The organism is Bacillus sp. AP50 (genome assembly GCF_040492675.1).
GTDB lineage: Bacteria > Bacillota > Bacilli > Bacillales > Bacillaceae_G > Bacillus_A > Bacillus_A cereus.
In genome coordinates this window covers 1-14,388 of record NZ_JBEUTW010000207.1, presented here as the reverse complement: position 1 = coordinate 14,388, position 14,388 = coordinate 1, and the positions used below count along the sequence as shown (strand labels likewise).

Below are 14,388 nucleotides of genomic sequence, written 5' to 3'. Positions count from 1 at the left end.
GTGTATAAGAGACAGTCATAGCTGTTACTTATTTTGTAATTGTCGTTAACTATATCAAAAATAATAAGAAAAATTTTTTTAATTAAACTTTAAAATTAAAGCCGACAGCCAGTCAGAGTATGAATATTATCCAATTGCTGTCGGCTTTAGTTAATTCAGATTTAATTTAAATTTTGAATACTCGAATTGTTGAAGTAATGGTAGTATCTCCATGCCTATCAAGTTAAAATCTTATACCAACCCCAGAACGGAATTTTTGTACAATTTTTTTGTTGTTTAGCAATCAGTCCAGATTGTTGAATAAAATGTGTTGAAATCAAATAAATAAGCCATTTAGGAGGTGGAATTGCTAATGAAACAACAAGAACAAGTTATCTTTCGTGAGGTTCAGCGGCCACAACAAATTTGGATATGGATACTCATATTAGGGATCGCCATACTGATGTGGTATGGATTTATTCAACAAATTATCTTTGATATTCCGTTTGGAGATAAACCAGCTTCTAATGGTGCATTAATTGTCTTGTGGTTAGTTTTTGGGATTGCTTCTCCTATATTAATGCTTGGGGTATTGAAGCTAATCATTGAGGTTCGTGGAAAAGGTCTTTATGTTCGTTTTGTACCTTTTCATTTTCAATATAGGGAGTATCTCCTCAAAGATATACGTCACTATGAAAGTATTACTTACAGTCCGTTAAAAAGATTTGGAGGATGGGGAATTCGTTTTAATTTTAAGGGTGAAAAAGTCTATAACATGAATGGAAAGAAAGGCATAGAGTTAAAGTTGATATATAATTCAGTTGTAATAGGTACTCAAAAACCGGACGAACTAAAAAAAGCATTGGACTCGGCAAAACAGCATAATGAAAATTAAACTGTAGCAAATGAGCGCTTTAATGGACGAGAGGTCACAAAAATAATCAAACTCTTTTATGATGGAAACATTCATTACGTGATTAGTAAATTCAAACACAATAGCCAATGTGTTACTAACGATTATTTGGATTTTATTGACACTCTTCGTAACTTTTTATTGGATTGTTAATAAAAAGTTTAATTATGAATAACTATGATGAGGATAGTAGATTTACGAATGCTTTTAAACCTGGAATAATATAATGGATTCAAATAAAACACCGAAATAAGAAAAAGCTTCCACTACTGTGGAAGCTTTTCTAAATGATGTGCAATATCAACATACATATTTGAGTAAACCGAATGTATTTCATTACTTGGCGTTGCGTTAGAAGAGAAGTGGGCGATTACCATATTTGCTTTCGGATCGATGTAAAGTGTTTGTCCGTAACTACCTAACACTTCGAAAGCACCTTGTTCATTGTGGGGAATCCACCATTGATTATGATAAGAAATAGAAGCGCCACTACTAATTTCAAGTTCACCTTCTTGTACATTTTTTACACTTTCTGTAATAGAAGAAGGGAGAATTTGTTTTCCGTTATATTCCCCGTTGTTTAATAGTAATTGCCCGAATCTCGCCATATCTCTAGCAGTTGCATTTAATCCAGCACTAGCTTGTTCTACTTTTGTTTCATCTGTAACGTAATACGCGTTTTCTTCCATACCAATTTGAGACCAAATTCGTTCGCTTACATTTTCAGCTAGTGATTTACCAGTAATAGTTCTAATAATCCAAGCGAGCGTTTCTGTTGATCCGTTATTGTAAGAAAAGGAAGAACCAGGCGGTGCAGTTTCTTCGGCTTCTCGTAACATATCATAAATTTTCATCGGACCGTCGTAGTTTTTGCCGCGGGGTAAAATATTGCTAGCTAAATATAATTGTGCATCTTGATTTTCTAGCCCAGGCTGCTCATATCCGTGGGTCGGGTATTCTGCTGACACTTGCATGTCCATTAATTGCTGAAGTGTGGCATTACCGAACGGTGTGTTTTTTAATTCTTTTATGTAAGTGTCAGCTGTTTTTTCTAAGTCAATACGTTTTTCTTCAGCGAGAGATTGTATAATTGCCCCGGTAAAGACTTTTGCTAATGATGCCATACCATGAGGTTCATTCTGTTTATACCCATTGAAATATCGTTCGTAAACAAGTTGTCCATTATGTACAACGACAAAAGCATCTGTTTTGTTATCGTCTAAAAGTTTTTTTAGAGGAGTTGTATTTCCGAATCTACGCTCCACAGCAAAATCGTCTAAGTTTTGCAATGCGGAAGGGAAGTGAGCAATTTGGTCAGGATTGTTTTTTACGTTATTAACTAAAGTGAATTCTTTCATATGGGTATATGACCAACGTAAGTAAGGGTCATTTAACCAGTTTTCTTTTGTCACATTATGTTTTGATGGGGTCGTTTTATTTTGTTTGAAGTAAGTAAACCCAAGCCCTGTAATTACAAATATGAATGTTAGTATAAGTAAGAGTAGGGGAGATTTTTTTAGTTTCATATATGGCCCTCCTTTTTATTTCTACTATAAGTATACGCTCGTCTTGAAAGAAATACAAAATAAGGAAAGTAAACGGGGAAGTTTACTTTCCTTATTAACGTTAAGCGGAAATTTTTCCGTCTGTAGGTTGTTTCTTGAATTTTTGTTTTCGTCCGTGTAATCCATAATATAAAAGTAAAGTGAACGCAACGATAATAGCTGCGATAAAATACATATTATGATAACTGGATTTCGCTGCGACAATACCTAAAATGAAAGAACCAAAGCCAATACCACTATCAAAGAATGAGAAATACGTAGCTGTCGCAGAACCACGTCTATGGTTTGGAGCGGCAGAAATCGCAATCGTTTGGAAACTCGGAATTAATGTTCCGTAACCTAAACCGATTAGCATACCTGCGCCAAGGAACCAAAATGAAGTTTGTGCTTGGCTTAATATGAACATTCCGATTGTGAAAATAATGATAGCAGGGTAAACGAGTACATTTTCACCGAAGCGATCAAAAATCTTTCCTGTAAATGGACGAGAAATGACAACAACAAGTGCGTATAAAATAAAGAAGTAACTTGCAATTTCACTTAAACCGAGTTCTTTCGCATAAATAGGAATAAAGGATAAAATACCACTATAAGAAAAGGCTAAAACAAATCCTGTAAGTGCAATTGGAATAGAAGATGGTTCGATTAAGTCTTTCCATTTCATTTTTTCACGTTTTTGTTTGCTAACAGGTGCTTCGTGTGGAATATCTACAAGTAGTCCTAATAAAAATGCAAGTAATGAAAATACGGAACAAACGATAAATAACACAGTAAACGAAAAATGAGAAATAATTGTTAAACCTAAAAAAGGACCAATTACCATCGGCAGACTCATAAATACGCCGAAATATGCAAGTGCTTCGCCTCGTCGATGAGCTGGCGCAACATCAGTTACGATCGTACCAGTAGCTGTCGTTGCCATCCCGAACCCAATACCGTGTAAGAAGCGAAGGGCAAGTAATAAGAATAAACTTTGCGCACCGAAATACATAACAGTAGCGGCTAAAAATAATGAAAGTGAAATAAATAATATTTTCTTTCTTCCTAAATCATCGAGCCATTTTCCTGTGAATGGTCTACATAAAACAGAAGAAATAAGAAACACAGTTGCAACTAAACCAATTTCCTCAGGTTTTCCTTTTAGGCCGTCTATTACATAGACAGGTAGAGTAGTCATAAGCATGTAAAATGTTAAGAAGAGAAATAGACTACTAAAACAAGTTCCGAGGAAATCCTTCGTCCAAAGTTTCTCACTTTGCATCGTCATCCCTCCAATTTAATCTAAATTTTTAATAATTTGTTGTAACACTTGAAATGCTTGATGTAAATCATCTTCGTTAATACCTTCTAGCGTTTTTTCTTCGAAAGTATCAACTTCTTCTTGCCATATTGGAATCATCTTTATCGCTGTTTCGGATAAAGAAATGAGCTTCTCACGGCGATCTTTACCTTCTGTACGAATAATCCATCCCATCGTTTCCATACGTGTTAACGTACGAGTCATCGTTGGTGATTCAACATTTAAATACTGGCACAATTCTGTTTGCGTACAAGAACCAGTTTGATTAATGCGGAAAATAACAGCCCATTGCGCACTAAATAACCCTGTTGGAGATACACGTTCATTAAATTTCTTCGTAAACTTTCGAGAAGTCTGGCTGACGATGTGAAAAAAATGTTGTTTTTCGTCCATGTATTTTGATCCTTTCAAATTAGTTACCTAGCTAACTATATACTTTTTTATAATAATTGTCTAGTAATAGACATGTTGATTTATGTAAAAAATTCTTATAGGTTTTATGTTGCGAACGTACATTCTACGTGCTATTCTTTAATTAAGTAAAGAATTTTCTTTCTATTAAATAGAATGGGGGAACTTGTGATGATTAAGCCTGCAACAATGGAGTTTGTTTCACTATCGAACGGAGAAACGATTGCATATCAGGAAGTTGGAAGGCGAAATACAGATATTCTTGTACTCATTCACGGGAACATGACATCGTCACAACATTGGGATTTAGTCATTGAAAAGTTGCAAAATCAATACCATATTTACGCTCTTGATTTAAGAGGGTTTGGACAATCAACGTATAATCAGTCGATAGATTCATTACAAGACTTTGCAGACGATGTAAAATTATTTATCGACGAGTTAAAGCTAGAGAAATTCTCCTTAATGGGCTGGTCAATGGGCGGTGGCGTTGCGATGCAATTTACAGCGAATCACCCAAATTTTGTAGAAAAGTTAATTTTAGTAGAATCAGTAGGAATGAAAGGTTACCCAATCTTTAAAAAAGATACGAATGGGCAGCCAATTGTATCAAGTTTAGTAAAGACGAAAGAAGAAATTGCGCAAGATCCAGTACAAATTGCTCCAGTATTAGACGCGATAAAAAATATGAACAAACTATATTACCGTACAGTATGGAATCTATTAATATATACACATAATCAACCTGAACCGGACCGTTATGAAAAGTATTTAGATGATATGTTAACGCAACGTAATTTCGTAGATGTGAATTATGCGCTCATTACATTTAATATTTCAGATGAACATAATGGGGTTGTAGAGGGAAGTAAACAAATTCATCGTATTAAAGCGCCAACACTCGTCATACAAGGCGATAGAGATTATGTCGTTCCGCAAGTAGTCGGTGAGGAATTAGCGAAACATTTGCCAAATGCAGAGTTGAAGGTATTAGAAGATTGCGGACACTCGCCGTTTATTGATTGTTTAGATGTATTTATAAAACATGTAGAGAATTGGTTAGAACAGAAATAATCCCCGAAATGAACAGTATTGCATATACTATAACATTTGTATGTTAAAGGGGAGATTATCAATGCATCAACCATTTTTCATCGCTTATTCGCCATATAATCATTACGCATATACAAAAATGATGATAAAACCGCTGTATATGCAAGTTTCGCCAGCTGTAGTTCCTTTACAAATGCAATATCCGCAGCCACCAATCGCTAACGCACAGCAATACTTATATGAAACTGCTTTTTATAAACATCCATACTTTAAGCAATTTCATAACAATGTGAAAGCACAAGTTTGGGAAGGATAAGGTAACAAGCTAAAAGATTCATTCTTTTAGCTTGTTTTTTATTGCGAATATTCGTACACGCATTTGCAGAAACAGTTTATAATGAAAAGTGGAAGCGTGAGAAGGAGAGGGAAAGGGATGTCAATGCGTTTTACTTTTTGGATTATGGTTGGGATTGTAGCAATCTCGGGTTTATCACAAGGAATGCTCTTACCTGCCATTGCAATGATTTTTGAACAAGAAGGGGTTAGTTCAAGTATTAATGGTATTCATGCGACGGCATTGTACATTGGGATATTAGTCATTTCGCCGTTTCTTGAAAAACCGATGCAAAGGTTTGGAATGAAGCCGATTATTGTTATAGGTGGGTTTCTCGTTATTATTTCATTATTCTTTTTTACACAAACATTTTCGTTTTGGGTATGGTTTATCCTTAGATTTCTAGTTGGAGTCGGAGATCATATGCTTCATGTCGGAACACAAACGTGGATCACGACAACATCAGACCCAAGTAAAATAGGGAGACAAGTATCGATATACGGTGTATTCTTTGGAATTGGTTTTGCCGTTGGCCCGTATTTAGCAAGCACTGTGCAGTACGGTCTTGCAACGCCATTTATTATATCTACTATACTTTGTTTAATAGGTTGGCTTTTACTACTTCCAACAAAAAATGCATTCCCAGCGCAAGATGAAAGAGAAGCGAAGAGTGAATCATCATTTTCTCGTTATAAACAAGTTGTTGGATTAGGATGGATTGCACTGCTAGGACCACTTGCATATGGCGTACTTGAAGCAATGCTAAACAGTAACTTACCAGTATACGCACTTCGTAAAGGGTGGTCTGTTTCAGATGTATCCTTCTTATTACCAGCATTTGCAGTTGGGGGTATTATTACACAAATTCCGCTCGGTATATTGAGTGATAAATACGGAAGGGACCGTATATTAACGTGGACGTTTAGCATAAGTACGGGCATTTTTCTACTTGCCGCCGTATTTGATCAATATTACTGGATCGTCTTTGCCTGCATGCTTTTAGCGGGTATGGTTATTGGATCGTGCTTCTCTTTAGGGCTTGGATTTATGACTGATTTATTACCGAGACATTTACTACCGGCAGGTAATATATTATCCGGAATCGCTTTTAGTTTAGGAAGTATTATGGGACCTGTATTAGGCGGCGTATTTATAGAAAAAATACAGTATACAAGCTTTTTTATTGCGGTTATGATTATAATGGGAATTCTCGCAATGTTATATATGGTCTACATGAAAAATCAATTTGCATCAAGAAAAATAGAAAGTAGGTTAGGGCATGACAAAACAACCTAATAAAAAGAAATTTGAAGTACTTGAAAATGAAACAATTACAGACTGCTTAGCACGTATGGAACAAGAAGGCTACGCTCCGTCTCGTCGTATGGAAGAGCCAATCTTTCATGAAGTAAAGAAAGACGGCCAAACAGTAGTTGAGCCGTGCGGTAGGAAGATTGTTTTTGAAGGGAAATTGAAGTAATCCAATAACAAATTCTCTTTATAGTATAGAGCCATCCAATAGTTGGGTGGCTTGTTTTTTTATTAATCAATGCAGGAATTGAATAGAATGAATCTCTCGTTCATTTCTCCTAATGGGCTTCTTTATATGGGACAAAAGATTGCTACTTTTTTCGTATATTGGTAAAATAAGTTCTTGGGTCTTACTTATTGTTATCGGTATAATGTTTGTCGCTTGAATGAAAGAAATTAGTTACAAAAATTTCGCACTATGTAAAGGGGTACAGCAACGATCCCTTTTTTGGAGGCACCTTAAACATAAAGCGAGAGAAGAGGCTATATGAACGATTCTCCTATCTTGTTTAAATATTAAACGAGTTATTGCAATTGGAATAGGTATATCAAACTAGTCGACATCCTGATGGATCATCTTTTTCTAGTAACCTATCACTTCTGATGGAATCGATAGATTGCTAGAAAGCGGAAAACAATTATTAGTATATTCCGAAGCAGGTGTAACAGAGTGTCCTTCCATAATTAAGGGTAAAACCAAAATACGTTGTTTTAAAGAATGATTTGTTAGAACTGGTTATAAGGAATAAAACAGAAAAGAGGATCACATGTTAGATACTTTACAGAGAAGTAAAAAGTTTTTTTTAGTATGTCTTATTTTTTTAGTGCTTTTAACCGCTTGTGGTAATACAGATGTTAAGACGTCTAAAGCTTCATTACCACCGGCTGAATCCAATATAGATACATCGTTAAAAGCACCGAATTGGGTAGATAAAAGTCCTATCCAACAGTCTCCTAATTTTACGGAAGACAAAAAAGTACAATCGGTTGTGAATTTAATAGCTACGGGTGATAATTTATATCATGACGCAGTAATTAAAGATGGCAAACAAAAAGACGGTTCATATGATTATAATTATATTTATGAAAATATCAAAAAAGCTGTTAAATCAAGTGATCTTGCTATAGTGAACCAGGAGACTCCGATTGCCGGAAATAATTTAAAAGTACAGGGATATCCGACTTTCAATACACCTGAAGAAGTAGGCCAATCTTTAGTGGACACTGGATTCAATATAGTGACGCAAGCGACAAATCACGCTATGGATATGGGTATTAAAGGTGTTGCGAATACAAGAGAATACTGGAAGAAATATCCGGATGTTATCCCGGTAGGTATTAATGAGAGTAAAAACGAGCGTAATGAAATAAAAACGATTACAAAAAATGGTATTCGTTTTGCGTTACTAAATTATACATATGGTACGAATGGAATTAAAATTCCAGCTGATAAGTCTTGGGCTTTAAATTTAATTGATAAAAAAGCGATACAAAATGATGTGGAAAAGGCAAAGAGTAGCTCTGATATGGTGATTGTTATGGTGCATTGGGGAGTAGAATATACCTCAACACCTTCAAAGCAACAAAAAGAAGTTGCTCAATATTTAACAGATTTAGGTGTAGATGTAGTAATTGGAAATCATCCACATGTAATTCAACCAATTGAGTGGAAACAAAATAAAGATGGACATGAAACGCTAATCTATTATTCTCTTGGAAATCTTATTTCTGCGCAAGAAAAATTAGAAACATTAGTTGGAGGATTATCTTATGTACAATTTGTTAAGTATGAAGATAAAACTTTTGGTATACGACAAGCGGCAATCGTACCGACAGTAACCGACTATGCCGATGGTAAGAAACAATTTAAAATTCAATTTTTAAAAGATTATTCGGATGAAAATTCTAAAAAACATGGAATTAAAAAATTTGTCGGCCCCGTTTCTTTGAAGGATTTCAAGGAGATTCCTAGAGACGTGTTGGGAAATTGGTATAAAGACTAATAAACAAAAAGGGAATGAGATACAATTAAAAAATTTATAATTTTAGCATTGGTATTAGCGATGGGATGGAGTCTTGCTGCTTGTAGTGGAAAGCAAACATCTCAGGCAACTACTAATAATAACGATAAAAATAAAAATGAAATACATGCGAAGAAAAAAGATGTTTTACCTATCTCTGATGTTAATGATTGGAGAATTATCCTTGTAAATAGAGAGCATATGTTATCAAAGGAACTAGGAATTGAATTAACAAGTATCACCCAAAATGCGAAGCCAAATATGAAAATAGATAGTAGAATTGCAACTTCCTATCAGGATATGGTAGCAGCTGCAAAAAAAGAGGGAATCAATCTTTATTTAAGATCAGGTTATCGAGCTATAAAATTACAACAAACTTATTATGATGCTTCAGTTAAAAGCTATAAATCTCAAGGCTTGTCGGATAAAGAGGCTAGTGCTAAGGCATTGGAATATCTTCAGTATCCTGGTGCAAGTGAACATCATACTGGATTAGCGTTAGACATTATTTCAGTTGAATGGCAGAATACTGTAGAAGATTTAAATGCAAAATTTGAAACTACCGATGCATTCAAATGGTTAGATAAGAACGCTGCAGAATATGGATTTACTCTCCGCTATCCAAAAGAGAAAGAGAATATTACTGGCATTAAGTATGAGCCATGGCACTATCGTTATGTAGGGAAAGAAGTTGCTGTTTATCTAAAAGAAAAAGGGTTAACTTTAGAAGAATATAACGAAAAAATTAAGTCTGGTAAGTAAAAATATGCTTTAGTTTTATTAAACATTATGCACTGCTACAAGAAAAGGTGAATCTGAGGATGTGTTAACCTTCCACCTAGTATTGTAAAAACTGAGTATGATAATTTGAGCACGTACGAACCAGTTATCGTGTAAAAAGATGTATGTATTAAGAAATTAAAGTTAAGGATCTGATATTCATATCAGATCCTTTTTCTATCGTTCTTTTAAGAGCGACTGAGCCAAAATATTGGAATGAATATAGAAATAAAACAGCCTAAGGAATAGTATAACGAATCAGGGAGCCTACTCGTACGCTTCATTGGGATTATCCAGAAATAGTTGTTTATGAAATAAGAAAGAACTGGTCTTACTCTCAAGCAAGGATTTAATACAAATGAATTGGATAAAAGGTAGTAATAAAAAACACTGCGCCTGGCAGTGTTTTTTATTATTTCTGCACATAAATACATAGTCATATTGATTAAAGTTTCACTTTATTGAAGAAAAATGCGAAAGCCATTCATAAAATATGGAAATGTTAAAATCCCTTTGATAAAATAGCAATATGTAAAAATAATTATTTGTTAATTCTTAATGTAATGAATATTCATGTTTAAATATACGAATTTAACTACATAGTTATTGCGCTAAAGGGGGAGAAAGATGTTAGATGAATTGTACAATGCTTTTTTAAATGCGTCTGGTTTTACAGAAAGTGCGAGGAAACGAGATCGGTATGATGATTTACATGATTATTTAAAAGATAAAGAAAGAGAGTTAAAGCAATTCATTCAAGAGGCTGAATCAGCGAAGAGAGAGTATGAGAGTAAAAGTAATGGCTTAGAAGCTAATAAAATTCCGGCAGTTGAATTTGAACAAAAACGTCATGAAAAGGATGAAGAATTACATACATTAGTATCCTATTTTAAAAGTGCATTAAGCGATGTTGGATCTGCAAAAAGTACAGCTTATGCAAAGTATTTGGAATATAAAGCGAAAGCAGAATCGGAGAAAGCGTCAGCATACGCTGCAGCGACCAAGGCTTTTGAAGAAAAGAAAAAGGAATTTGAAAAACTTATCCATTAAGCATACAAAGAATGGAGGGAACCAACATGAGTGGTAAAGAGGTTGAAATTATAGGAAGTAACACTGCAAGTGCCATTTCTTACGCACAAAACATTGAAAATGGTATGAAGGATTCTTTAAACCAAGCGAAAGACTTAAAAGCATATGTCACAGGTGCGAAATGGAATGGAAAAACGAGAGATGCATTTTTAAGTTATCTTGATTTGATCATTCAATATAATTCAGAAATGGTAGAGGCATTTGAAGGACATACGAAAGCTTTGAAAGAGTTAGATAAAAGCATTCAAACGTACGGAGATAAATCGGAAGTAAGGGCGATAAAACAACTGTGATGGAGAAACGAGGGATAAAAGAATGGGGAAAGAAATGAGTTTTGCACCTGCTGAATTATATGTTCTCGCAGGTGCAGCTGGGGTTACCGATATATTTGGATTGCCAAACCGTGACGCAATTATTTTACTTGATGCAGAATGTGTCACGAAAGCAACTACGAGTTTAAAAGAAAAAGGCCTACTTACAAGTGAAAATGGAATTACCCCTGCAGCTTTTCAAATAATTGAACTATTAAAGGAATATGAAAATTGTCATGAATACACGAGAATGAATAATGTATTAATTGGCTTTTTGAAAGAGGATAAAGACCGAGTGGCTGTATTAACAGAAATAGAACCAAATAAAAAATACGAGATCGACTACATACCAAAACCGGACGTATATTTTTCATTATTAACACGCATTCCTTTCTTATTGAGAGAAACGAGGGAAATAGAAGATACATTTTTCTCAAAGAGAATGACAGAGGCAGAACAACAAACATTTGAGGAAAAAGATTTATCAAATAAAGACGTTATAGCGATAGAAACGTATACGAGGCCTCGAAGTAATAGAGGAGGAAAATGGGAATGTTTCTTATATTTTACTGAAGGAGAAGATTTCGTTCAAATAGATGTAGATCGTAATCGATATGACTGGGTGAGCCTCTATGCGGTTAATAAGAAATTGTATGACGTGTTAAAAATGCCATATAAAAAGTTAATTGACCCGAGACAATTCTCGTTAGGAGGTATTCAATAATGCAAGTATCAATGGGAGATAGTGGTTCTGGTGGTGGAGAAGAAGTATTAGTTAATTTTCAAGAACTACTTGATATAGTAATGAAGTTAGAAAATATATATAAAATCCATGTAGACGTCATTGGAACGAATATTGAGAGTTTATTAAGCTGTGATTTTTATCAAAAAGGTGAAGCGATGAGAGTAATTGAAAAATATCCTGATATATTACACAAAACACTAGAATTGGCTGAACACTATTCTAGGTCAGCGACAGTTGTAGGAAATGTATGTGTAGAAATGCTTGAAAAGGACGAACAATTACGTGAAATATTAAGTAAGTTGTAGAAATCACCATACGGCTGGGGGGATGAAAACGAGATGGATGTGAAATATAGACCTGAACCATGGCAAAACATGGGGGATGGTATGAATCGAATTACAAAAGATGCACTCATAAAATTACGGGAAGCAAATGAATCATTAAAAAGAATTGATGGAAGAATACGAGATTTAGACTCGGATGGTAGTATACATTTTAATCCTAAAGATCAATCGCAAAAAATCGGGGAATTACTTGATAGCTATTCGACATTACAAAAATATTGCGGAGAAGCAGGGCGATTAGTCTCTGAACATATAGATAAACCTTTTTTAGTAGAAATGGATAAATTTGCTCAAAAAATGAGAGATACATCTATTCTCAGTTTTGAAACAAATAACCGAATTGGCTCTACAACAACGACAGTATTACCAGGTGCGCATGCAGGCTACGGAAGTGTACCACAAACAATACAGAAGAAGAAAGATAAAATAACAGTAGAAGATATTTTTAGAGATTCACCTGCATTTGATAACGTACTGAGAGGGGAATACAAAGAACTAAAAAAACAAAATCCAGATGCAAAACTAAATTATGAAGAATATAAGAAAGTAGTCCCATCCACACGAGGATTTGAATACAAATCGATAGAAGATGAACAGAAAAAACTAGAAATGGTGCGAGACATAGGAATAGGCGTAGGAATCATCATCACAACAATCCTTTGTCCACCACTCGGGGCCGCTGCCGCAGTAGTATACGGAGGTGTACAAATAAAAAGCGGTATCGACGGAGAAGACTGGGGAACACATAGGAAATTGAGCCAAGAAGAGCGGGTAGGAAACATCATTTTTGGCGGATTAGATGCAATCCCAGTTGTTGGAGCAGTAGGAAAAGGAGTAAAAGCATTCAAAGGGACGAGTGAATTAGCTGATTTAGCCAAATTATTAAAATTCAAAGAAGGAATGCCTGGTTTTAATCCAAATTTGGGTAAAAATGTGGTACAATCGCTTAAGGAAAATAAGACTTTAAAGAATGCACTAGATACTGTGAAAAATACTCCTATTCCAGTAGCAGTTAGGACGGTGGATACTGGAATAGGAGTGAAGATTCCTTATGTAGAATCTTCAACTGTTGGAGAAGTAGCTGGAAAGTTTTCAAAGGCAAGTACGGCAGCTAAGGATGACGCTTATCAACTTGCTAAGGGTACGGGTGAAGCTCTAGGGAATAAAAAAGTAGCAGTAGGAGAAGAGATTATTGCCCAAAGGGTACTGAAAGCAGAACTTGATTTAACACCAAAACTTACACCATACAAATCTTTAAGTAGGGGTCAGCAGAAAAAAATAAAAGAAAAGATTGAAAATCGTACAGTAACAAAAGAAGAATATAAAAGATACCAATGGGATAAAAGATTTTCAAAAAGAAGAGCTGCAGGGGTTAATGAATTTTGGAAGCAAGAAAAGAAAAGAATTTTAGATGGAGAACCTACAACAAGGGATTGGACTAATGAACAGATACAAGAGATTTTAAAAGGAAAAAAACCTCAATACAATGGGAAATCAATAATTGGACATCATACTTACAATGCTATGAATTATCCACATATATGTAATAGAGGAGAATTAATTTATCCTGTAACTGGCAGGGAACATTTAAAGGGTTGGCATGGCGGAAGCTATAGTAAAAATGCACCTGGTAGACCTGTTAATCCAAACTATTTAGAAGAATTTTAATGGAAAGGAGAATAATAGATGAGTAAAATGGCAATTAAAATAAGCTCTAATGGTTTATTTAGTAAATGTGTAGTACCATTAAGAAAGTACACTGGTTTAGGAATTACAGAGATAAAAAATAAAATTGAAAACAAAGATTTTTTTGCCGAAACAGATGCAAATGATATTGATGATATGGAAAATTTAAAGGGATTAGTTGATAACTTGTTGAAGTTAGGTGCGGAAGTGAAAATATTTGATAGCGATGAATACGGTGAAGGGATTTTCGATTACCAAGAAATTTCTTACGGCGAATTTATAAATAATATTGACCGGTTAAAAGAAATTATGGAAGAATTACAGGATTACGATGATGCTTTGTCTGACGAAGTTTAATTGGTCTTAATAATTATTATTTTAAAAATATATGTTAAAAGCTTGTGTTAGTAAAGCAACATAAGCGAGTGATAAAGCTCATGGTTCTAAAACCATAAATACAAAAGCATATAAGAAAAATGGAAAATAATGTATTTTGAAGTGGACAGAAAAAGAATAGGCTGTTAAAAAGTATATACTCTATGATGG

General features: G+C 34.6%; 16 protein-coding genes. 13 read left to right on the top strand and 3 right to left on the bottom strand.

Annotated features, from left to right (window positions below):
- Nucleotides 1-352: 352 nt before the first annotated feature.
- Nucleotides 353-874, top strand: coding sequence for a DUF6141 family protein (locus tag ABWK52_RS16700; protein ID WP_061654927.1), 522 nt, complete (start codon nt 353-355; stop codon nt 872-874).
- Nucleotides 875-1,158: 284 nt separating this feature from the next.
- Here ABWK52_RS16700 and ABWK52_RS16695 read toward each other — a convergent pair whose 3' ends face one another.
- The 3 genes from ABWK52_RS16695 to ABWK52_RS16685 all read right to left on the bottom strand — a co-directional run bounded on the left by ABWK52_RS16695 (nt 1,159) and on the right by ABWK52_RS16685 (nt 4,150).
- Nucleotides 1,159-2,418 carry a serine hydrolase domain-containing protein gene (locus ABWK52_RS16695; RefSeq protein ID WP_098541084.1) on the bottom strand — a complete coding sequence of 420 codons (1,260 nt, stop codon included), beginning with the start codon at nt 2,416-2,418 and terminating at the stop codon, nt 1,159-1,161.
- A 100-nt stretch (nt 2,419-2,518) separates the two neighbouring features.
- Nucleotides 2,519-3,718 carry an MFS transporter gene (locus ABWK52_RS16690; RefSeq protein WP_001190318.1) on the bottom strand — a complete coding sequence of 400 codons (1,200 nt, stop codon included), beginning with the start codon at nt 3,716-3,718 and terminating at the stop codon, nt 2,519-2,521.
- A gap of 15 nt (nt 3,719-3,733) precedes the next feature.
- Nucleotides 3,734-4,150 (bottom strand): MarR family winged helix-turn-helix transcriptional regulator, encoded by a 417-nt coding sequence (locus tag ABWK52_RS16685; RefSeq protein WP_000343675.1) that lies wholly within the window; start codon nt 4,148-4,150, stop codon nt 3,734-3,736.
- A gap of 189 nt (nt 4,151-4,339) precedes the next feature.
- Here ABWK52_RS16685 and phaZ point away from each other — a divergent pair, with 189 nt between their 5' ends.
- The 12 genes from phaZ (at nt 4,340) to ABWK52_RS16625 (ending at nt 14,199) form a co-directional block, all read left to right on the top strand.
- Nucleotides 4,340-5,242 carry an intracellular short-chain-length polyhydroxyalkanoate depolymerase gene (gene phaZ / locus ABWK52_RS16680; RefSeq protein WP_098541082.1) on the top strand — a complete coding sequence of 301 codons (903 nt, stop codon included), beginning with the start codon at nt 4,340-4,342 and terminating at the stop codon, nt 5,240-5,242.
- Between the two features lie 61 nt (nt 5,243-5,303).
- Entirely contained in the window at nt 5,304-5,537 is a 234-nt protein-coding gene (locus tag ABWK52_RS16675) for a hypothetical protein (protein ID WP_000554159.1), read from the top strand.
- A gap of 117 nt (nt 5,538-5,654) precedes the next feature.
- Nucleotides 5,655-6,851 (top strand): MFS transporter, encoded by a 1,197-nt coding sequence (locus ABWK52_RS16670; RefSeq protein WP_000062796.1) that lies wholly within the window; start codon nt 5,655-5,657, stop codon nt 6,849-6,851.
- Nucleotides 6,835-7,035, top strand: coding sequence for an NETI motif-containing protein (locus ABWK52_RS16665; RefSeq protein WP_098541080.1), 201 nt, complete (start codon nt 6,835-6,837; stop codon nt 7,033-7,035). Before ABWK52_RS16670 ends, ABWK52_RS16665 begins: the two co-directional genes overlap by 17 nt.
- Before the next feature lie 598 nt (nt 7,036-7,633).
- Nucleotides 7,634-8,869, top strand: coding sequence for a CapA family protein (locus tag ABWK52_RS16660; RefSeq protein ID WP_000887599.1), 1,236 nt, complete (start codon nt 7,634-7,636; stop codon nt 8,867-8,869).
- Nucleotides 8,870-8,917: 48 nt separating this feature from the next.
- Complete coding sequence (locus ABWK52_RS16655; protein ID WP_000241987.1) at nt 8,918-9,649, top strand: M15 family metallopeptidase; 732 nt, start codon at nt 8,918-8,920, stop codon at nt 9,647-9,649.
- A gap of 645 nt (nt 9,650-10,294) precedes the next feature.
- A complete protein-coding gene (locus ABWK52_RS16650) occupies nt 10,295-10,717 on the top strand; it encodes a hypothetical protein (protein WP_000883470.1) in 423 nt (140 codons plus the stop codon).
- 26 nt (nt 10,718-10,743) lie between these two features.
- Nucleotides 10,744-11,049, top strand: a complete 306-nt coding sequence (locus ABWK52_RS16645) for a WXG100 family type VII secretion target (RefSeq protein ID WP_000014535.1) — start codon at nt 10,744-10,746, stop codon at nt 11,047-11,049.
- 22 nt (nt 11,050-11,071) lie between these two features.
- Nucleotides 11,072-11,791 carry a DUF5081 family protein gene (locus ABWK52_RS16640; protein ID WP_098541078.1) on the top strand — a complete coding sequence of 240 codons (720 nt, stop codon included), beginning with the start codon at nt 11,072-11,074 and terminating at the stop codon, nt 11,789-11,791.
- Nucleotides 11,791-12,117, top strand: coding sequence for a hypothetical protein (locus ABWK52_RS16635; RefSeq protein ID WP_001198201.1), 327 nt, complete (start codon nt 11,791-11,793; stop codon nt 12,115-12,117). The genes ABWK52_RS16640 and ABWK52_RS16635 overlap by 1 nt, the downstream gene beginning before the upstream one ends.
- Nucleotides 12,118-12,150: 33 nt before the next feature.
- Complete coding sequence (locus ABWK52_RS16630; protein WP_098541076.1) at nt 12,151-13,824, top strand: hypothetical protein; 1,674 nt, start codon at nt 12,151-12,153, stop codon at nt 13,822-13,824.
- Nucleotides 13,825-13,842: 18 nt separating this feature from the next.
- Entirely contained in the window at nt 13,843-14,199 is a 357-nt protein-coding gene (locus tag ABWK52_RS16625) for a hypothetical protein (RefSeq protein ID WP_000041339.1), read from the top strand.
- Nucleotides 14,200-14,388: the final 189 nt, after the last annotated feature.